Below are 18,969 nucleotides of genomic sequence, written 5' to 3'. Positions count from 1 at the left end.
CTCGGGTGTGTCTGCCATCACTATGGTGCAAGCGTGAAGGAACGGCTGCGTGGCGTCGACGCCAACCTGCTGCTGGCGCTCCACGCCCTGCTGGAGGAGCGCAACCTCACGCACGCCGGCGAGCGGATGACGATGAGCCAGCCGGCGATGAGCGGCGCGCTGGGCCGGCTGCGCAAGCACTTCGACGACGAGCTGCTGGTGCGGTCGGGCCGCGGGTTCGAGCTCTCGCCGCTGGCCGAGGAGCTGCGGCCCGTCGTCGCCGAGGCGGTCGAGGCCGCGGAGGCGCTCCTGGGCAACCAGCGGGACTTCGACGCGGCCACCAGCACCAAGCGGTTCGCGGTGAGCATGTCGGAGTACGCGATGACCGTGCTGGCCGAGCCGCTGACCCGCTCCTTCGCCGAGGAGGCGCCGGGCTGCGCGATCTCGCTGGACCCGCTCGACGTACGCCGCGACCAGGTCGAGACCCAGCTGATGCGCCGCGACCTGGTGGTGGCGCCACTCGGGTTCGAGTTCCCGGGGCGCACCCAGCCGATCTTCACCGACGAGCTGGTCTGCCTGGTCGCCCGTGACCACCCGCGGCTGCGCGACGGACGGCTGACGCTGGACGACCTCAGCGAGATGCCGCACGCGGTGGCGGAGTTCGCGGCGGCGGGCGACCGGCGCCGGCCGCTCGAGGTCGAGGTCGAGGAGAAGGGCCTCGGCGGCCGCAACGTGCTGGTCCAGGTGACGAGCCTGCTGACCCTGCCGTTCGCGGTGGCGGGCACCGACATGTGCGCGTTCGTGCCGTCCCGCTTGGCCCGCCGGTGCGCATCGGTGCTCGACCTCGTGGTCGCGGAGACGCCGATCGACCCGGTGCGGATCACCGAGGCCGCACACTGGCACCCGCGTCGTGAGAAGGATCCGGCGATCGTGTGGCTGCGGCACCTGCTGCACGACGTGGCCGTCGATCTCGAGGACGCGCTCGGCTGACCAGCCACCCCGCGCCCGAGGCGGTCGCCATCACGACGGCGGGCACGACCGCGGACTCCTCGCCCCCGAGACCGACCAGCGGCGAGACCAGCGCTCCCAGGGCGAACTGCGAGCAGCCCAGGAGCGCACTGCCCATGCCCGCCACCTCGCGGACCGTCGACATCGCCGCCGCCGCGGAGTTGCCCATCACGCCGCCGTTGGTCGTGACCGCGACGAAGATCGGCACCGGCAGCAGCCAGGTCGGCGCCCCGGTCAGGGCGAGGGCCACGAACGTCAGCGTCGCCCCGAGCTGGACGCTCATGCAGGCGCGGACCAGCCGCTGCGGCTCGACCCGCTCGACCAGCCGGCTCGACACCCACCCGGCGGCGATCAGGCCCACCGCGTTGACCCCGAACGCCAGCCCGTAGCCGACCGTCGACAGCCCGACGACCTCCTGGTAGACGAACGGCGAGGCCGAGATGTAGGCCATCATCATCGCGAACGACAGCGCGAGCACCGCGACCGGCGGCCAGTAGCCCCGGGCCCGCGCGACCGCCCGCAGCGCTCCGGCGTACGACGTGGCACCGGCGGCCCGCGCCTCGGGCGGCCGGGTCTCGGGGAGCACGACCACCACGCCCACGAGCATCGCGGCGCACAGCCCGGCGACCACCCACAGCAGGCCGCGCCAGCCGATCGAGCCGACGAGCAGGCCGCCGACCACCGGGGCCAGCACCGGCGCGATGCCGCCGACGGTGAGCATCAGCGTGAAGGCCCTCGCGGCGGCCCGGCCGGTCACCAGGTCGGAGAGCACCGCGCGGCCGATCACCATCCCGCCGGCGCCGGCCACGCCCTGCACGAGCCGCGCGACGACGAGCACGCCGAGGTGCGGCGCGAGCGCGCAGACGACGCCGGCCGCGACACAGACCGCGGCGCTGGCGACCAGGGGACGGCGGCGGCCGTAGCGGTCCGAGAGCGGACCCATCACCAGCTGCCCGACCGCCAGGCCGACCAGGAACGCGGTCAGCGTCAGCTGCACCCCGCTCGCGCCGACGCCGAGCTCGGCGCCGAGCTCGGGGAACCCGGGCAGGTAGAGGTCGGTCGAGACCGGCGCCACCGCCGCGAGCGAGGCGAGCACGAGGAGCACGGGCCGGCGCACGGCGGGGGTCGACACCGGCCGAGTCTCGCAACGGCCCACGGGCCGGGGAACGCGGCGATCACGGATGCCAGTGATCGGACCCCGCGATGGTCGTCTCCCTTGTCCTGGCGGGTGCCGTCCGGCTCACTGGTGGCATGAGCTGGGAAGACGGGGCGTCGTACCTCGAGGAGATGGCGCCGGGCGTGTACGCGTTCGTGCAGCCCGACGGCGGCTGGATGGTCAACAACTGCGGGGTGATCACCGACGCGGCCGGCGACGCCGTCATCGTCGACACGACGTCGACGGAGAAGCGCAACCGGGCCCTCCTCGCCGAGGTCGCCGGGGTCTCGGCCCGCGACCCGAAGATCGCCGTCAACACCCACAGCCACCCCGACCACACCTACGGCAACGGCTTCCTGCCCGAGGCCACCACGATCATCGGCCACCACCTGTGCCGCGCGGGCGTGCTGCGCGCCGGGCTCGCCGCCACCCACGAGCTGCCCGCCGACTACGGCGACCTCGTCGTCCGGCCGCCGGACCTCACGATCGACAGCGACATCTCGCTGCACCTCGACGGGTTCCCGGTCGAGCTGAAGATCATGGGGCCGGCGCACTCGACCAACGACGTCGGGATCTGGCTGCCGGAGCAGAAGGTGATGTTCGCCGGCGACCTCGCGTTCTCCGGCGGGCACCCGATCTTCCTCGAGGGCTCGATGAACGGCTTCCGCGACGCGGTGCGCCGGATGCGCGACCTCGCGCCGTCGGTGCTGCTGCCCGGGCACGGGCCGGTGTGCCGCGGCGACGAGGTGGGCCGGGTCCTCGACGACCTCGAGGCCTATGTCGGCTGGATCGAGGAGCTCGCGCTCGCGTCGTACGACGTCGGCCTGACGCCGCTGGAGGCGGCGCAGAAGGCCGCGGGCGGACCGTACGCCGACCGGCCCGAGGGCGAGCGCGTCGTGTGCAACCTGCACCGCGCCTACGTCGAGCTCACCGACTACGAGCCGGCGCACCCGCTCAACATCCCGACGCTGTGGCCGGAGATGGTCGCGCTCAACGGCGGCCGCCCGATCGGGACCCACGCATGAGCGTGCCGAGGCGCGTCGTCACCGGGCACACCGCCGACGGCGTCTCGGTCGTGCTGTCGGACGGCCCGGTCCCCGTCAGCCGCGAGCTGCCCGAGGACGGCGTCCACTTCCACGAGATCTGGCACACCGAGGGCGCCCCGGCCGTCGTCCGTGCCGTCGAGCCCGACGAGCCGACGCAGCGCACCCTCGCCGTGCCCCCGCCGCCGCTGGGCACGAAGATCCGGATCAACGAGTTCGCGCCGGGCCATCTCGACGAGCGCGGCCTCCAGTCGCCGGTGCACCGCACCGCGTCGATCGACTACGGCATCGTGCTCTCGGGAGAGATCACGCTGGTCCTCGACGACTCGGAGGTGACGCTCCGCGCCGGCGACGTCGTCGTGCAGCGCGGCACCGACCACGCCTGGGCCAACCGCGGCACCGAGACCGCACGCGTGGTGTTCATCCTCGTCGACGGCACCTTCGACCCGGCCCTGGTCGAGAGCATCGGCGGGTTCGACGGCCTGATGCACGCCGGGCCGCGGGACCGGGACCGGACGTAACGCCGCGACCGTCGGGCGACATGTCCTCTGCAAGGGACGCCGGCCACGGCGTCGGATCTCTCGGAGGGCCCGCATGACTCGCGCACGTCGTACCTCGGCTTCCCTGCTCGCCGTCTCCTGCCTCGCCGTCGGCGCCGTGGTGGCGGCCCCAGCCGTCGCGACGAAGCCGGGCAGCGGGAGCACGACGGGCACCGGCAGCGTGTTCCGGGTCAACCCCGTCCAGTCGACGGGCGACCAGTCCCTGACCGACCAGAAGGACGCGGCGTCCGCGGTCCCGACCGGTGCCTACGCCACCGTGCCGCTGCGCAACCTGGACGGGTCCGGCTACCTGGTCGGCACGTGGGCCAACGTGCGCAGCGCGACCGGAGCCGCGGCGTACAGCACGACCAACACGTTCGCCTACACCCGCGACGACGACCGGTTCGAGCAGGTGATGGCCTACTTCTGGGTCAACCAGGCGCAGGAGTACCTCCAGTCGCTGGGCTTCGGCCGCACCCTGCCGGCCGTCAACGCCGAGAGCCAGGACGTGCGGATCGACCAGTACGGCGTCGACAACAGCTTCTCCTGGGACAAGCACGACTACATCCGGCTCGGCAAGGGTGGCGTCGACGACGCGGAGGACGCCGAGGTGATCGTGCACGAGTACGGCCACGCGGTGCACGACGCGCAGGTGCCCGGGTTCGGCGCCACCGTGGACGCCGGCTCGATCGGCGAGGCGTTCGGCGACTACCTCGCGGTGACCGTCGGCCTCGACGCCGCGCGCCAGTACGGCTGGCAGGTGCGCGCGCCCGAGCCGTGCGTGGCCGACTGGGACGCGGTCTCCTACACCTCCACCACCCCGCACTGCCTGCGCCGGCTCGACACCACCCGCGTGCTGGAGGACCGGACCGGCGAGGTGCACTTCGACGGCACCATCTGGAGCGCGGCGCTGTGGGACGCGCGCAAGCGGTACGTCGCGCTCGGGCTGGGCAGCCGGGCCTGGGACACCACGCTGGTCGACAGCCAGTTCCGGTACGCCCCCGACACCTCGTTCGAGGCTGCCGCCGAGGCGACGTACGACACCGCGCTGGCGCGCGACGGCCGCCGAGCCGCGGACGCCGTGCGCGCGGCGTTCGCCGCCCGACACATCTACTTCTGAGCGCCGCCCGCCCCCCCGGCGGCGCGGCGCGTCATCTGTTGAGGCTGGCCGCGACGAGGTAGGACGCGCGCCACTGCTCGGCGTCGCGCCGCCGGGCCGCGACGCCGGCGTCGATGTCGACCGGCCGGTGGGCCGGGCTGGGCGCCGGCGCCGCGGGCGGGACGGGCCGGGCGACGCGGTGGGCGTGGCCGCGGTGCCCGACGAGGTCGGTGACCGAGTGGCCGATCGTGGCTGCGATGCTCATGGCCTTCTCCTTCGGGTCTCAGGGTCGACGCGGCGGCAGCGGGCCGCCCGCGGGGTCGTGGACGACGCAGACGCCGGTGACGCTTCCGCCGGCGACGAACGCCGATCGTGGGGGCCAGACGGCGTCGACCTCGAACCCGGCCAGCCGGGCCGGGACGCCGGCCTCGCACTGCACTGCCGCCGTGGCGCGCCGCTGCGCGTCCGGGTACTCCGTCAGTCCGGCAAGCACGGCGACGCGTCCGGTCTGCTCGTAGCGGTGCGGCCGGTCGCACGGCACGAACGGCTGGTCGGCCACCGTCAGAGGCTGGTCGACGCACGCCCAGAACTCCGGCGGTGGATCGCCGGCGATCCCGGCCGCCGAGCCGACCGTGAGCCGGGCGCTCTTCCACGCCGGGTTGCTCGGGAACACCACGTCGCAGCGCACCCACGACGCCCCGTCTGCGATCTGGTCCTCGCTCGGCAGGAACGCGATCCAGCCGAACGGGATCCAGTGGTCGCTGTTGAGGCCGAGGTAGGCGCCCACCTGGTTGCCGCAGAGCTCCTCAGCCTTCTCCGTGGCGGCGGCGACGGTCGGCTCCGACACGGTCCAGACGGCCACGGTCTCGGTGGTGTGCTCCTCGCTGCACGGCACCTGCGGGGAGTCGTCGCGCCAGTAGTCCTGGTCGTCGGGTGACCCGGATGACGCGGGTGGCACCAGCCAGCACGTCCCGACCGCTGGCCGGCTCACGTCCGCGTTCGGCTCGGGTGGCGGGGCGGGGTCGGGCGTGCGGTCGCCCGAGCCGACCGCGACGAGGACGAGGCTCATCGCGACGACCAGGATGATGGCCGCGGCGGACGCGACCAGCACGGTGACGCGGCGTCGACGGCGTACGACGGCGACGCGTTCGTGCAGCTCGACCAGACGGTCGGGCGTCCGGTCCGGCATGGACGAGGCGCGCAGGGCGAGCTGCCTGAGGTCGGACCCGTTCATGACGCGTTCCTTCCGTCCGACAGCGACGTGTCGAGCGCGGACCCCACGGCGGGATCCACCCGAAGCTTCGCCAGCGCCTTCGCGCACTGGCTCTTCACCGTCCCGACCGAGCAGCCCATGAGCTCCGCGGTCTCGGACTCGGTGCGGTCCTCCATGTACCGCAGCACCACCACGGCGCGCTGCCGGCGCGGCAGCCGCCCGATGGCGTCCCACAGGTCCTGCGACTCCGCGGACGGGTCGGCGACGACCACGGCGTCCTCAGCGAGCCGCTCCCCGGACGGGGTCTCCCCGATCCAGCGCCGGCGCCACCACGAGGTCGCCGTGGTCACCATGACCCGGCGCACGTAGGCCTCCGGGTCGTCGATCCGCTGCCACGCGAACCACGACTTCGTCAGCGCCGTCTGCACCAGGTCCTCGGCCAGCCCCTCGTCCTGCATGAGCAGGTACGCCGACCGGACCAGCGCCTGGGACCGCGCGACGACGAACTCGTCGAACATCGCAACGTCTGCCATACGACCACGACCTCGGGGGTGCCGATGCCGGTGGGGGCGCCGACATCGCTACCAAGACGCGTTGGGGGCGCGCGATGGTTGCCCGGTCCCAGGGTGGCGCCTGTCCCCGGTCGGCCGCCAGCCCCTCAGCCGGTGAACACGTGCGCCCCGGGACCGACCCGCTCGGTCGTCCCGGACGGCAGCACGACCTCGGCGGTGCAGCCCGGGGGCACCACGAGGTCCAGGGTGAGCACGTCCTCGAGGCGCGCCCAGGCGACGGAGATCCGCCCGTGCGGCGAGTCGTGGTGGGTGCGGGCCCAGGTGAGGCCGGCGCCCGGCTGCGGCGCGACCCGGAAGGTGCGCCAGGTCGGGGCGGTGCGCTGCAGGCCGCAGGTGTAGCGGTGCAGGAAGGAGACGACCGCCCCCTTGGAGTAGTGCGAGAGCGACTCGTGGGGCACGCCGTCGGCGTCGATGCCGTCCCAGAGCTCCCAGACCGTGGTGGCGCCGCGGTCGACCATCGCCAGCCAGGAGGGCGAGGTGTCCTGCATCAGCAGCTCGTAGGCGAGGTCGAGGTGCCCGTGCTCGGCGAGCATCGGCAACAGGTCGGGGGTGGCGAGGAAGCCGGTGCCGACGTGGACGCCGGCGGCGCGCACCAGGGCGGCGAGGTAGTCGGCCGTCCGCTGCCGGAGCGTCTCGGGCACCAGGTCGAAGCGGAGCGCGCGCACCAGGTTGGCCTGCGTGTGCGGCGTGATCCGCCCGGACCCGTCGACGAACTCCGCCTGCCACGCCGCGACGACGGCGCGCGACAGCTCGTCGTAGCGGTCCGCGGCTTCCTTGTCGTCCAGCACCCGAGCGACCTCGGCGGCGTGCCGGGTCGACCAGGCGTAGAACGCGGTGGCGACCTCGGCCTTGTCCTTCGCGACGAAGGCCGGGAAGTCGTCGCCCGGGTGCCCGCCGGGCTCGAGCCACTCGCCCCAGTGGAAGCCCGTGTCCCAGAGGAAGCGGTCGTGGGGGCGCGGCTCGGGGTGGGCGGCGACCCGGTCCGGGTGCCGGTCGGTCGCCGCCATCCGCTCCATCCGGTCCAGCCAGCGCACCATCGCGGGCCACGTCTCGGCGAGCACGTCGACGTCGCCGTACTCGCCGTACATCTCCCACGGCACCAGGAGGATCGCGTCGCCCCAGCCCGCCGAGCCGTTCATCTTCTCGAGGAACCCGGTGCGCTCGGCCTTGGGCATCGGCGCCATGTTGTTGAGCGTGCCGTCCGCCCATTGGGTGACGACCAGGTCGCGCAGCCACTTCAGCGAGAACCCCGCGACGTCGTAGAGGTACGACGCGGTCGGGATGTAGAGCTGCCAGTCGCCGGTCCAGCCGGCGCGCTCGCGGGTCGGGCAGTCGGTCGGGACGTCGCAGGCGTTGCCGCGGAAGCTCCAGACGGCGTTGAGGTGCAGCTTGTCCAGCCGCGGGTCGGAGCAGGCGAAGCCGCCCCTCTCGACGAGGTCGGTGTGCACCACGACGCCGGCGACGTCGTCGGTCGACACCGGCGGGAGGTCGCCCTCGATCCGGACGTAGCGGAAGCCGTGGGTGGTGAAGCGCGGCTCGAAGAGGTCGCCCTCGACGCCGGCGGACACGACGCGGTCGACCTGGCCGGCGGTGAGGTCGGGCAGGAACGGCAGCGCCGGCACCAGGTGGTCCATCGTCACGTCGCCGTCCGGGCCGAGCGCCTCGCCGTGGGTGAGCGTGAGCTCGGTGCCCTCGGGCCCGAGCGCGGAGAGCCGCACGTGGCCGTTGATGTTCTGGCCCAGGTCGACGACCTGGACACCCGGCCGCACCGCGGTCACCGCGATCGGCGTGACGTCCTCGACCGGCCGCACCGGCGGCGCGGGCGAGTAGGTGAGCGCATCGTGCCCGCGGTCGTCGACGACCACCGGCCGCCAGTCGGGCGAGCCCAGCAGACGGCGGTCCTCGACCTGACCGTCGATGAGGTCGGCGGCGACCACGTGGGACGTCGTCCACTCCCAGTCCGGCCCGGTGCCGTGGACCGAGACCGAGCCGTCCTCGTGCTCGACGACGAGCTGGGCGAGGTACGCCGTGCGGTCGCCCCACTGGTCGCTGGCCCGGGGCGCCCCCACCTTGCCGCGGTACCAGCCGTCCGCGAGCAGCGCCTCGATCGTGTGGGGCCCGCGGGTCAGGTGCACGTCGTGGACCCGCACGTGGGTGTGGACGTCGTACTCGGTGTACCCCGGCGCGAGCTCCTCGTCGCTCACCCGCTCGCCGTCCAGCGTCGTCTCGTGCAGGCCGTGGGCGGCGACGTAGAGGCGGGCGGCAGCAACGGGCCGGTCGACGACGAGCCGCCCGCGCAGCCGGTACGCCGGCCGCTCGCCCGCGCGCGGCACCTCGGCCTCGTCCGGGCGGATCCAGAACGCCGACCAGTCGCCGGGGTCGAGGAGCCCGGCCTCGACGTCGGTCCACCCCGACCAGCCGAGGTCGGCGCCGTCGGCCCACACCCGGACCCGCACCCGGCGGCGCTCGCCGGACCGGAGGTCGTGGCCCGGCCACGCCACCAGCACGTTGTCGGGCGCGTCGACGCGCCCGGTCGTGGTGCCGTCGTCGAGCGCGAGCTCGTAGGCGTCCTGGGTCTGCGCACCCGGCGGCAGCTGCCAGGAGAGCCGGGGGCGGCGGGCGCCGATGCCGAAGGCGGTGTCCAGGTGCTCCACACGAACGCGCATGTGACCACCCTCACCGCCGCGCCGGCGGGGCACCAATAGCCAGGGCGGAGGTCAGGTATCAGCCGGCCCGCTGCTCCACCACGCCAGCGCGAAGAGCACGAAGGCGCCCGCGCCCAGGGCGACCCAGAACGTCACGCCGAGGTGAGGCCGACGGCGTCGTCGAAGAGCTCGCCGAAGCCGAGCTTGCGGGCGACGTCGGAGAGCATCTCGTCGGGGTAGAGGTCCACGTCGTCGAGCAGCACACCCATGTCCATGGCGTGCATGCCGAGGTCGCCGAGCAGGTCGAGGTCGCCGGCGGGCACCTGCGGGTCCTCGTCCTCCGGCGGCGGCAGCCCCAGGAAGTCGATCGCCGAGCCGGCGAGCTCCCACTCGTCCGCGGCGGTGATGTCGGACAGCAGCACCCGGGTCGTCGGACCGGAGACCCGGACGATCACGAAGAAGTCCTCGTCGACCGCCACCAGACCGACCGCACCGCCGTCCCCGGGGAACCGGCGCAGCGCGTGGGAGAGCGTCTCGACGTCCTCGATCACGTCGTCGGCGAGCTCCTCGACGGTCCAGACACCATCCTCGCGGTAGGCGGCCAGAGCGAAGTCCACCGCCTCGACCTGTTCGGACATCTCACTCCTCCGATCCACCTGCGCGCACGTGGCGTCCAACGGGTCTTCCAGAGTGTCAGACCGAGCGGGAGCGGCCAACCCCCTTTCAGTCAGTTGGCACTAGGGTTTCCGCCATGCGCACCCACGTCGTCGACCACCCCCTCGTCGCCCACAAGCTGACCCACCTCCGCGACGAGAACACCGACTCGCCGACGTTCCGCCGCCTGGCCGACGAGCTCGTCACGCTGCTCGCCTACGAGGCCACCCGCGACGTGCGGGTCACCGCCCACGAGATCCGCACGCCGGTCTCGCCGACGACCGGTGTCTCGCTGGCCACCCCGAAGCCGCTCGTCGTGCCGATCCTGCGCGCCGGGCTCGGCATGCTCGACGGGATGATGCGGCTGCTGCCGACGGCCGAGGTCGGGTTCCTCGGCATGATCCGCAACGAGGAGACGCTCGAGGCGTCGACGTACGCCGAGCGGCTGCCCGACGACCTCTCGGGCCGCCAGTGCTACGTGCTCGACCCGATGCTGGCGACCGGCGGCACGCTGGCCGCGGCGATCAAGTTCCTCACCGACCGGGGCGCCGACCACATCACGGCGATCTGCCTGCTCGCCGCGCCCGAGGGCTGCGCGCGCCTGGAGCAGGACCTCGAGGGTCTCGACGTGCCGGTCACGGTCGTCACGGCCGCGATGGACGAGAGGCTCAACGACAAGGGCTACATCGTCCCCGGTCTGGGTGACGCCGGCGACCGGCTCTACGGCGTCGCCGGCTGACCACCGCCCGGGTGTAGCCCGCGCGGCGCTCGCGCAGGATCCGCGGTGGCCTACCGGCTGGGCAGGTCCGCGGTGAGCTCGGTCGAGCGGGCCGCGGGCTCTCGGGGCAACGACCGGATCTGGCCGGTCAGCCGCCCGGGAAGATCTGCACCTTGCCCGTGGCGATCAGTGCCATCAGCCCCAGCACGAGGATGCCCAGCACGGCGTAGACCCACTCCTTGCTGACCCGGCTGTCGTCGGACTCGGGCGCCTCGTAGCGGTGCCCGTCGGGACGGCCGCGAAGGTCGTCGTCGTCATCAGTCATGCCCGGTCAACGACGCAGGCGAGCAGACGTCACAATGCTTTGACCGCGCTCAGCAGCTTGCCGAGCGAGTCCTTCGCGTCCCCGAAGAGCAGCGTGGTCTTGGGGTCGAAGAGCAGCTCGTTCTCGATGCCGGCGAAGCCGGGCCGCATCGAGCGCTTCATGAAGACGATCTGTCGCGCCTCGTCGGCGTTGAGGATCGGCATGCCGTAGATCGGCGCGCCGGGGCTGGTCTTCGCGGCCGGGTTGACCACGTCGTTGGCGCCGACGACGAGCACCACGTCGGTCGTCTTGAAGTCGCCGTTGATGTGGTCCATCTCGACGAGCTGCTCGTAGGGCACCTGCGCCTCGGCGAGCAGCACGTTCATGTGGCCGGGCATCCGGCCGGCCACCGGGTGGATGGCGTAGTCGACCTTCGTGCCGCGGGCGGTCAGCACGTCGACCAGCTCGCGCAGCGTGTGCTGCGCCTGGGCGACCGCGAGGCCGTAGCCGGGCACGATGATCACGCGGTCGGCGTACCCCAGCAGGATCGCGACGTCCTCGGGGCCCGCCGAGCGGACCGGACGGTCGGACGCCTCGCCGGCGCCCAGCGTCGAGCCACCCTTGAGCGCGCCGAAGAGGATGTTGGTCACCGAGCGGCCCATCGCCTTGGCCATGAGCATCGTGAGGAACGTGCCGGACGCACCGACGAGCGTGCCGGCGACGAGCAGCACGACGTTGTCGAGGACGTAGCCGCTGGCCGCCACGGTGAGTCCGGTGAACGCGTTGAGCAGCGAGATCACGATCGGCACGTCGGCGCCACCGACCGGCAGCACCAGGAGGACCCCGATCAGCAGGCCGATGAGCGCCAGCACGACCCCGATCGTGACGGTCGGGCCGGTCACGGTGAGCACGCCGAGCACGATCGCGGCGACGCCCGAGAGCCCGAAGACGACGGGCAGGCCAGGGAAGACCACCGGCCGCGACGTCATCAGCTCCTGGAGCTTGGCGAAGGTGATGACCGATCCCGAGAAGGAGATCGAGCCCACGAGGATCGTGAACGCCGTCGCGGCGAAGACGAACCAGCTGTGCGCCTCCTCGTGCGGGAGCATCTCGTGCAGCTCGAGCAGGGCGACCAGGGCGGCGGCACCGCCGCCCACGCCGTTGAAGAGCGCCACCATCTGGGGCATCTGCGTCATCTGCACCCGCTGGGCACCGACGACGCCGGCCACCGAGCCGACGGCGATCGCGCCGAGGATGAGCGGCACGTGGTCGAGGTCGAGGTAGATGAACGGCAGCGCCACGGCCACGACCGCCGCGGCGGCGCCGAGCAGGTTGCCCGCACGCGCGGTCCTGGGTCCGGAGAGGCCCTTGAGCGCGAGGATGAAGCAGACCGCGCAGGCCAGGTTGACCAGCTGCACCCAGGTCGGCATCAGGCGGCCTCTCCCTTGGTGTCGGCCGGCTTGGGCTTCTTGCGCACGAACATCTTCAGCATCCGGTCGGTGACCACGAACCCGCCGACCATGTTGACCGCTGCCAGCACGATCGCGACCAGTCCGACGACCAGCGCCGCGTCGTTGTCGGTCGTGCCGGTCACGAGGACGGCGCCGAGCAGGATGACGCCGTGGATGGCGTTGGCGCCCGACATCAGCGGGGTGTGCAGCGTCGAGGAGACCTTCGCGATCACCTCGATGCCGACGAAGACGCTGAGCACGAAGATCGTCAGCCAGACGACGGCCTCGTCCATGTCAGTCCTCACCTTCCAACGCGAGCCGGGTGGGTTCGTGGTGGATCCTGCCGCCGTGGGTCACGCACGACCCGGCGACGATCTCGTCCTCGAAGTCGGGCGCGAAGGCGCCCTCGAGCGTCATCAGCTGCACGATGTTGACGATGTTCTGGGCGTAGAGCTTGGATGCCGGCCCCGGCATCTGCGACGGCACGTTCTGCCCGCCCCAGACCTGGGCGTTGCCGATGCGCACGACCTCGCCGGGCTCGGCTCCCTCGACGTTGCCGCCGCTCTCGGCCGCGAGGTCGACGACCACGGATCCGGGCTTCATCTGCTCGACCATCGAGCGGGTCACCAGCAGCGGCGCCCGCCGGCCAGGCACGGCGGCGGTGGTGATGAGCGCATCGGCCGCGGCGACGTACGGCGTGAGCCGCTCCATCTGCAGCGCGGCCCGCTCCTCGGTCATCTCCCGGGCGTAGCCGCCCGCACCGTCGAGAGTGTCGAGCTCCAGGTCGATCGCCTGGGCGCCCATCGAGCGGATCTCCTCGGCGGCGGCCGCGCGCACGTCGTAGGCCTTGACGACGGCGCCGAGGCGCCGCGCGGTCGCGATCGCCTGGAGCCCGGCGACGCCGGCGCCGAGCACCACGACCTCGGCCGGCGGCACCGTGCCGGCGGCCGTCATGTTGAGGGGGAAGAAGCGGCGCAGCATCCCGGCCGCGACGACCGCACAGCGGTAGCCCGACACCAGCGCCTGCGACGACAGCGCGTCCATCGACTGCGCCCGCGAGATGCGCGGCACCAGCTCCATCGCGAACGACGTGATGCCCGCGTCGCGCAACGCACCCACGACCTCGGGCTCCTGGCCGGTCGGCAGGAACGAGATCGTCGCCGCCCCGGCCTGCAGGCGCCGGATGCTGTCGGTGGCCAGCGGCTGCACCGCGACGACGACGTCGGCACCGTCGAGCGCGGTCTCGTCGACGACGGCTCCGGCGGCGGCGTACTCGTCGTCGGCGAGGAGCGCGTGTCGGCCGGCGTCGGGCTCGACGGCCACCTCGTAGCCGAGGGCGGTCAGCCTGCCGACCAGCTCCGGCACCATCGCCACCCGCGACTCACCGTCGCGTGTCTCTCTCGCCACCGCGATCTTCACCCGTCGCAACCTAGGCCACAACACCGACGAGATACAGGGACCGCTCCGATCAGCCGAGCCCGAACTCGCCGAGCGGCTCGTAGCGCGGTCGCCCGCGCGGCCCCTCACCGAGGTGGGACGCCACCAGCGTGACCCGCTCGACCGGCCACGGCGGCCCGGCGTACGCGTCGAGGAGCCTGACCCAGTCGGACACCTCGCCCGGGACGCGCATCCGGGCGACGGTGACGTGCGGCTTGAAGCGCTGCCCGTCGACGGCGACCCCGGCCCGGTTGGCGGCGGCGCGGCAGCCGGTGGCGAGCCGGTCGAGCTCGGTGCGGTCGTCCTCGTCGAGGTCGAGGCCGGCCCAGAGGACGCGGGCCCGGGCGGCGTTCGGGAAGGCCCCGCCGCCCGCGATCCGGGTCTCGAACGCCGTGCGCTTGGCGGCCGCGCGGGCCAGCCGCTCGGCCAGGTCGTCGAGCCGGCGCTCCTCGACCTCGGCGAGGAAGGCCAGCGTCACGTGCAGCTGCTCGCTGCTCGCCCAGCGGAAGGGCGCCGCCCCCCGCCGTACCTCCAGGAACCCGTCGAGGTCCGCCACGGCCCCCGGTGGCGGGACGACGGCGGCGAACATCCGCATGCTAGATCTGGGTGCCGAGCAGCGAGCCGATCAGGTAGGTGACGGTCATGGCGAAGAGCCCGCCCAGCACGTTGCGGAGCACCGCGCGGCCCGGGCGCGCGTAGCCCAAGCGGGCGCTGACGAAGCCGGTGACCGCGAGGGCGACGACGACGACGGCCACGGTCAGCCAGAGCCGCAGCGCCTCGGAGCCGAGCGCCATCGTGCACAGCGGCAGCAGGGCGCCGACGGTGAACGACAGCATCGACGCCCAGGCCGCGTGCCACGGGCTGGAGATGTCGTCGGGGTCGATGCCGAGCTCCACCTCGGCGTGCGCGGCGAGCGCGTCCTTGGCGCTCAGCGCCTCGGCGACCTCGAGCGCGAGCGCCTCGTCGAGGCCCCGCTCGACGTAGAAGCCGGCGAGCTCGGCGAGCTCCTCCTCGGGCTCCTCGCGCAGCTCGCGTCGCTCCTTCGCCAGCAGGGCCAGCTCCGAGTCGCGCTGGGTGCTGACGGACACGTACTCCCCGGCGCCCATGCTCATCGCGCCGGCCGCGAGGCCCGCGACACCGGCGATCACGACCGCCGACCGGTCGCTGGTCGCGCCCATCGCGCCGATCACGATGCCGGCGGTCGAGACGATGCCGTCGTTGGCGCCGAGCACGGCCGCGCGCAGCCAGTTGAGCCGGTTGTTGAGGCCACCCTCGTGCGGCTCATGGGCGTGCGGACCGACGTCGGCCGGGGTCAGCTCGCTGGCGGTCATGGGGAAATCCTTCGCCTGCCCGGCGCCGCTCGCAAGCAAGGACAGCCTGTGCTCACAGCCGACTCATGCGTCCCGCGGCTGCTCGACGTGCTTGGTCATCAGCAGCCCGACGAGCAGCAGCGCGAGCGCGAAGACCGCGGAGACGACGAAGACCGCGTGGATGGCGGGGTGCAGCACGTCCGGCGTGAGGTGCTCGAGGTCGGGGACCCCGCGGCCGAGCCGGTCGGCGACGACGCCGTTGGCGATCGCTCCGAAGACCGCGACACCGACCGCACTGCCGACGGAGCGCGCGAACATCGTGCTGCCCGTCGCCACGCCCCGGTGCTCCCAGGTGACCGACGACTGCGCCGCGATGATCGACGGGCTCGCCACGAGCCCGAACCCGAGGCCCATCACGAAGCAGGGCGCCGCGAGCACCCAGATCGAGCTGTCCGGTCCGATCGGGAGCAGCAGCAGCGCACCGGCGAAGCCGATCACCCCGCCGATCAGCATCGTCGTCCGGAAGCCGACGGTCAGGTAGAGCCGCCCGGAGTTCGACGCCGCGATCGGCCAGCCCAGTGTCATGGCAGCCAGCGCCAGCCCGGAGACCAACGCGTCGTGGCCGAGCACGCTCTGCGCGTAGAGCGGGATGTACGACGACAGGCCCATCATGAGCACGCCGACGACGAGCGAGGCGAGGATCGCCGAGAGGACCACGCGGCGGCGGAAGACCCACAGCGGCAGCACCGGCTCGGCCGCCCGCTGCTCGACCACGACGAAGGCGACGAGCAGCACCACCGCGACCGCGAAGAGCGTGATGCTGGTCGGGGAGTCCCACGCCCACCGGACGCCGCCCTCCAGCAGCGCGAGGAGCAGCAGGATGCCCCCGCCGGTCAGCAGCAGGGACCCGGCGTAGTCGACGGAGTGGCGGGTGCGCTCGACGCGCTCCTCGAACCGCCGCCAGAGCATGAGGAACGCCGCGATGCCCAGCGGCAGGTTGACGAGGAAGATCCAGCGCCAGGAGAGGTAGTCGGTGAAGACGCCACCCAGGGTCGGGCCGATCACGGCCGACAGCGCCCACACGCTGGCGACGTAGCCCTGCACCTTCGCGCGCTCCTCGAGCGTGTAGATGTCGCCGACGATCGTCATGCTCATCGGCTGCACCGCGCCCGCACCGACGCCCTGCACGGCGCGGAACGCGATGAGCGCGCCCATGCTCCAGGCGAGCCCGCACAGGAGCGAGCCGAGCACGAACAGGCCGATCCCGACGAGCATCACCGGCTTGCGGCCGACGATGTCCGCGAGCTTCGCGTAGATCGGGACCGTGACCGCCTGCGCGAGCAGGTAGATCGAGAAGAGCCACGGGAACTGCGTGAAGCCGCCGAGGTCCGAGACGATCGACGGCACCGCGGTGGCGAGGATCGTGGAGTCGATCGCCACCAGCCCGAGGCTGAGCATGACGGAGAGCAGGACGGGCCCGCGCTCGCTGCGCAGCCCGACGCTGGCACGGGAGACCTCGTTGACCGTCACGTACGGCGCCAACCTCCCGGCCACCTCGATTTGTTCCCCGGGGGTTCGGGGTACCCCGGATGCGGGTAAGCCTGGTTTGATCGATCCAATGAACGTCAGGGGCAACAGGGTGCGCAACAGGGTGGAGAACGTGGTGGAGGTCTGGCCGGGCAGCGCCTATCCGTTGGGGGCGACGTTCGACGGCAGCGGGACGAACTTCGCGCTGTTCAGCGAGGTCGCCGAGCGCGTGGAGCTCTGCCTCTTCGACGCCGACGGCACCGAGACCCGGATCGCGCTGTCCGAGGTCGATGCGTACGTCTGGCACTGCTACCTGCCGACGGTGCAGCCGGGGCAGCGCTACGGCTACCGGGTGCACGGCCCGTGGGACCCGAAGCTGGGGCTGCGCTGCAACCCCAACAAGCTGCTGCTCGACCCCTACGCCAAGGCGACGGCGCGGGAGATCGACTGGGACCAGGCGCTGTTCTCCTACAACTTCGGCGACGAGGACTCGCGCAACGACGACGACTCGGCGCCGCACATGACCTACGGCGTGGTCATCAATCCGTTCTTCGACTGGGAGGGCGACCGGCGTCTCGACTACCCCTACAACGAGTCGATCATCTACGAGGCGCACGTCAAGGGGCTGACGCAGCTGCACCCCGACGTACCCGAGGACCTCCGCGGCACGTACGCCGGCGTCGCCCACCCGGCGGTCACCGACCACCTCACCAAGCTGGGCGTCACCGCGATCGAGCTGATGCCCGTGCACCAGTTCATCCAGGACAGCACGCTGCTCGACAAGGGGCTGCGCAACTACTGGGGCTACAACACCCTCGGGTTCTTCGCGCCGCACGCGGCGTACTCCTCGATGGCGGTCGACGAGCAGCGGCTGGGCCAGCAGGTCCAGGAGTTCAAGTCGATGGTCAAGGACCTGCACGCCGCGGGCATCGAGGTGATCCTCGACGTGGTCTACAACCACACCGCGGAGGGCAACCACCTCGGTCCGACGCTGAGCTTCAAGGGCATCGACAACGCGGCCTACTACCGCCTCGTCGAGGACGACCAGCGCTACTACATGGACTACACCGGCACCGGCAACAGCCTCAACGTGCGGCACCCCCACTCGCTGCAGCTGCTGATGGACTCGCTGCGCTACTGGGTCACCGAGATGCACGTCGACGGCTTCCGCTTCGACCTGGCGTCCACGCTGGCGCGGGAGTTCTACGACGTCGACCGGCTCTCGACGTTCTTCGAGCTCGTCCAGCAGGACCCGGTCGTCAGCCAGGTCAAGCTGATCGCGGAGCCGTGGGACATCGGCCCCGGCGGCTACCAGGTCGGCGGCTTCCCGCCGCAGTGGACCGAGTGGAACGGCAAGTACCGCGACACCGTCCGCGACTTCTGGCGCGGCGAGCCGTCGCTCGGCGAGTTCGCGTCGCGGATCGCCGGGTCGGCCGACCTCTACGAGCACTCCGGCCGGCGGCCGGTGGCGAGCATCAACTTCGTCACCGCCCACGACGGCTTCACGATGCGCGACCTGGTGTCCTACGACGAGAAGCACAACGACGCCAACGGCGAGGACGGCAACGACGGCGAGAGCCACAACCGCTCCTGGAACCACGGCGTCGAGGGGCCGACGGACGACCCCGAGATCCTCGGCGCCCGGGCCCGCGCGCAGCGCAACTTCCTCGCCACGCTGCTGCTCAGCCAGGGCGTGCCGATGCTGCTGCACGGCGACGAGCTGGGCCGCACCCAGCAGGGCAACAACAACACCTACGCCCAGGACAACGAGCTCTCCTGGATCCACTGGGAGGACGCCGACAAGCCGCTGGTCGAGTTCACGGCGGCCGTGGCGCGGCTGCGCCGCGACCACCCGACGTTCCGGCGCAAGCGCTTCTTCACCGGCGGCACCGTGCGGGTGCCCGACGGCGGCGACGGCGACCGGCTCAACGACATCGTCTGGCTGCACCTGGACGGCCGGCCGATGGAGAACGACGACTGGCAGGACGGGTCCCAGGCGCTGGGCATGTACCTCAACGGCCACGGCATCGCCGGCTTCGACGCGCGCGGTCAGCAGATCGTGGACGAGCACTTCCTCCTCTACTTCAACGCCGACGGCGAGACGACGGTGACGCTGCCACCCGACGAGTACGCCGACGCGTGGGACGTCGTCATCGACACCGGCGGCTCGGCCGACGACGACGGCACGTTCGCGGCCGGCGAGACCTTCACGATCCCGCACCGCAGCATGGTCGTGCTCCGCGAGCACCGGGCCCCCGAGGTCGAGCCCGACTCGTCCGTCGCCGCCTCGGTCGCGCAGGCCCGGAAGGTCTGA

19 protein-coding genes are annotated in these 18,969 nt (G+C 72.4%); 6 read left to right on the top strand and 13 right to left on the bottom strand.

Annotated elements, in window-relative coordinates:
* Positions 1-33 precede the first annotated feature (33 nt).
* Complete coding sequence (locus HZF07_RS16300; RefSeq protein WP_309504794.1) at positions 34-969, top strand: LysR family transcriptional regulator; 936 nt, start codon at positions 34-36, stop codon at positions 967-969.
* On the opposite strand, the gene HZF07_RS16295 is transcribed toward HZF07_RS16300, so the two are convergent.
* Positions 860-2,119, bottom strand: coding sequence for a multidrug effflux MFS transporter (locus tag HZF07_RS16295; protein WP_181645275.1), 1,260 nt, complete (start codon positions 2,117-2,119; stop codon positions 860-862). The genes HZF07_RS16300 and HZF07_RS16295 overlap by 110 nt on opposite strands.
* 119 nt (positions 2,120-2,238) lie before the next feature.
* On the opposite strand from HZF07_RS16295, the gene HZF07_RS16290 reads away from it, so the two are divergent.
* From HZF07_RS16290 to HZF07_RS16280, 3 genes are all read left to right on the top strand, one after another.
* A complete protein-coding gene (locus HZF07_RS16290; RefSeq protein ID WP_157343018.1) occupies positions 2,239-3,168 on the top strand; it encodes an MBL fold metallo-hydrolase in 930 nt (309 codons plus the stop codon).
* Positions 3,165-3,707, top strand: coding sequence for a cupin domain-containing protein (locus HZF07_RS16285; RefSeq protein WP_157343016.1), 543 nt, complete (start codon positions 3,165-3,167; stop codon positions 3,705-3,707). The genes HZF07_RS16290 and HZF07_RS16285 overlap by 4 nt, the downstream gene beginning before the upstream one ends.
* Before the next feature lie 73 nt (positions 3,708-3,780).
* Positions 3,781-4,845 carry a M36 family metallopeptidase gene (locus HZF07_RS16280; protein WP_157343015.1) on the top strand — a complete coding sequence of 355 codons (1,065 nt, stop codon included), beginning with the start codon at positions 3,781-3,783 and terminating at the stop codon, positions 4,843-4,845.
* A 31-nt stretch (positions 4,846-4,876) separates the two neighbouring features.
* Here the strand turns inward: HZF07_RS16280 and HZF07_RS16275 are convergent, their stop codons facing one another.
* The 5 genes from HZF07_RS16275 to HZF07_RS16255 form a co-directional block, all read right to left on the bottom strand.
* Complete coding sequence (locus tag HZF07_RS16275) at positions 4,877-5,089, bottom strand: hypothetical protein (RefSeq protein ID WP_157343014.1); 213 nt, start codon at positions 5,087-5,089, stop codon at positions 4,877-4,879.
* An 18-nt stretch (positions 5,090-5,107) separates the two neighbouring features.
* Positions 5,108-6,058 carry a septum formation family protein gene (locus HZF07_RS16270; protein ID WP_157343012.1) on the bottom strand — a complete coding sequence of 317 codons (951 nt, stop codon included), beginning with the start codon at positions 6,056-6,058 and terminating at the stop codon, positions 5,108-5,110.
* Positions 6,055-6,570: a SigE family RNA polymerase sigma factor gene (locus HZF07_RS16265; RefSeq protein ID WP_157343010.1), complete on the bottom strand. Its 516-nt coding sequence runs from the start codon at positions 6,568-6,570 to the stop codon at positions 6,055-6,057. The genes HZF07_RS16270 and HZF07_RS16265 overlap by 4 nt, the downstream gene beginning before the upstream one ends.
* A 125-nt stretch (positions 6,571-6,695) precedes the next feature.
* Positions 6,696-9,275, bottom strand: a complete 2,580-nt coding sequence (locus HZF07_RS16260) for a family 78 glycoside hydrolase catalytic domain (protein ID WP_157343009.1) — start codon at positions 9,273-9,275, stop codon at positions 6,696-6,698.
* Between the two features lie 131 nt (positions 9,276-9,406).
* The gene (locus HZF07_RS16255; RefSeq protein WP_157343008.1) at positions 9,407-9,892 is read right to left on the bottom strand and encodes a tRNA adenosine deaminase-associated protein; all 486 of its coding nucleotides are present in this window, start codon (positions 9,890-9,892) and stop codon (positions 9,407-9,409) included.
* 113 nt (positions 9,893-10,005) lie between these two features.
* Here HZF07_RS16255 and upp point away from each other — a divergent pair, with 113 nt between their 5' ends.
* Complete coding sequence (gene upp / locus HZF07_RS16250) at positions 10,006-10,647, top strand: uracil phosphoribosyltransferase (RefSeq protein WP_157343007.1); 642 nt, start codon at positions 10,006-10,008, stop codon at positions 10,645-10,647.
* Positions 10,648-10,774: 127 nt separating this feature from the next.
* Here upp and HZF07_RS16245 read toward each other — a convergent pair whose 3' ends face one another.
* From HZF07_RS16245 to HZF07_RS16215, 7 genes are all read right to left on the bottom strand, one after another.
* Positions 10,775-10,951, bottom strand: coding sequence for a hypothetical protein (locus HZF07_RS16245; RefSeq protein WP_157343006.1), 177 nt, complete (start codon positions 10,949-10,951; stop codon positions 10,775-10,777).
* Between the two features lie 29 nt (positions 10,952-10,980).
* On the bottom strand, positions 10,981-12,360 hold the full coding sequence (locus tag HZF07_RS16240; protein WP_157343005.1) for an NAD(P)(+) transhydrogenase (Re/Si-specific) subunit beta: 1,380 nt from the start codon (positions 12,358-12,360) through the stop codon (positions 10,981-10,983).
* Positions 12,360-12,686, bottom strand: coding sequence for an NAD(P) transhydrogenase subunit alpha part 2 (locus HZF07_RS16235; protein ID WP_309504793.1), 327 nt, complete (start codon positions 12,684-12,686; stop codon positions 12,360-12,362). The genes HZF07_RS16240 and HZF07_RS16235 overlap by 1 nt, the downstream gene beginning before the upstream one ends.
* Positions 12,676-13,800, bottom strand: a complete 1,125-nt coding sequence (locus tag HZF07_RS16230; protein WP_181645274.1) for an NAD(P) transhydrogenase subunit alpha — start codon at positions 13,798-13,800, stop codon at positions 12,676-12,678. The genes HZF07_RS16235 and HZF07_RS16230 overlap by 11 nt, the downstream gene beginning before the upstream one ends.
* A gap of 49 nt (positions 13,801-13,849) precedes the next feature.
* Positions 13,850-14,407 (bottom strand): RNA 2',3'-cyclic phosphodiesterase, encoded by a 558-nt coding sequence (thpR, locus tag HZF07_RS16225; RefSeq protein ID WP_232523063.1) that lies wholly within the window; start codon positions 14,405-14,407, stop codon positions 13,850-13,852.
* A gap of 7 nt (positions 14,408-14,414) precedes the next feature.
* On the bottom strand, positions 14,415-15,149 hold the full coding sequence (locus HZF07_RS16220) for a VIT1/CCC1 transporter family protein (RefSeq protein ID WP_157343003.1): 735 nt from the start codon (positions 15,147-15,149) through the stop codon (positions 14,415-14,417).
* 63 nt (positions 15,150-15,212) lie between these two features.
* Positions 15,213-16,658 carry an MDR family MFS transporter gene (locus HZF07_RS16215; RefSeq protein WP_309504792.1) on the bottom strand — a complete coding sequence of 482 codons (1,446 nt, stop codon included), beginning with the start codon at positions 16,656-16,658 and terminating at the stop codon, positions 15,213-15,215.
* Positions 16,659-16,791: 133 nt separating this feature from the next.
* On the opposite strand from HZF07_RS16215, the gene glgX reads away from it, so the two are divergent.
* Positions 16,792-18,969, top strand: a complete 2,178-nt coding sequence (gene glgX / locus HZF07_RS16210) for a glycogen debranching protein GlgX (protein WP_181645550.1) — start codon at positions 16,792-16,794, stop codon at positions 18,967-18,969.

Source organism: Nocardioides agri, assembly GCF_013778305.1.
Lineage (GTDB): Bacteria > Actinomycetota > Actinomycetes > Propionibacteriales > Nocardioidaceae > Nocardioides > Nocardioides agri.
Note: the sequence above shows the minus strand (reverse complement) of the source record. Positions and strands in the feature narration are given on the sequence as shown.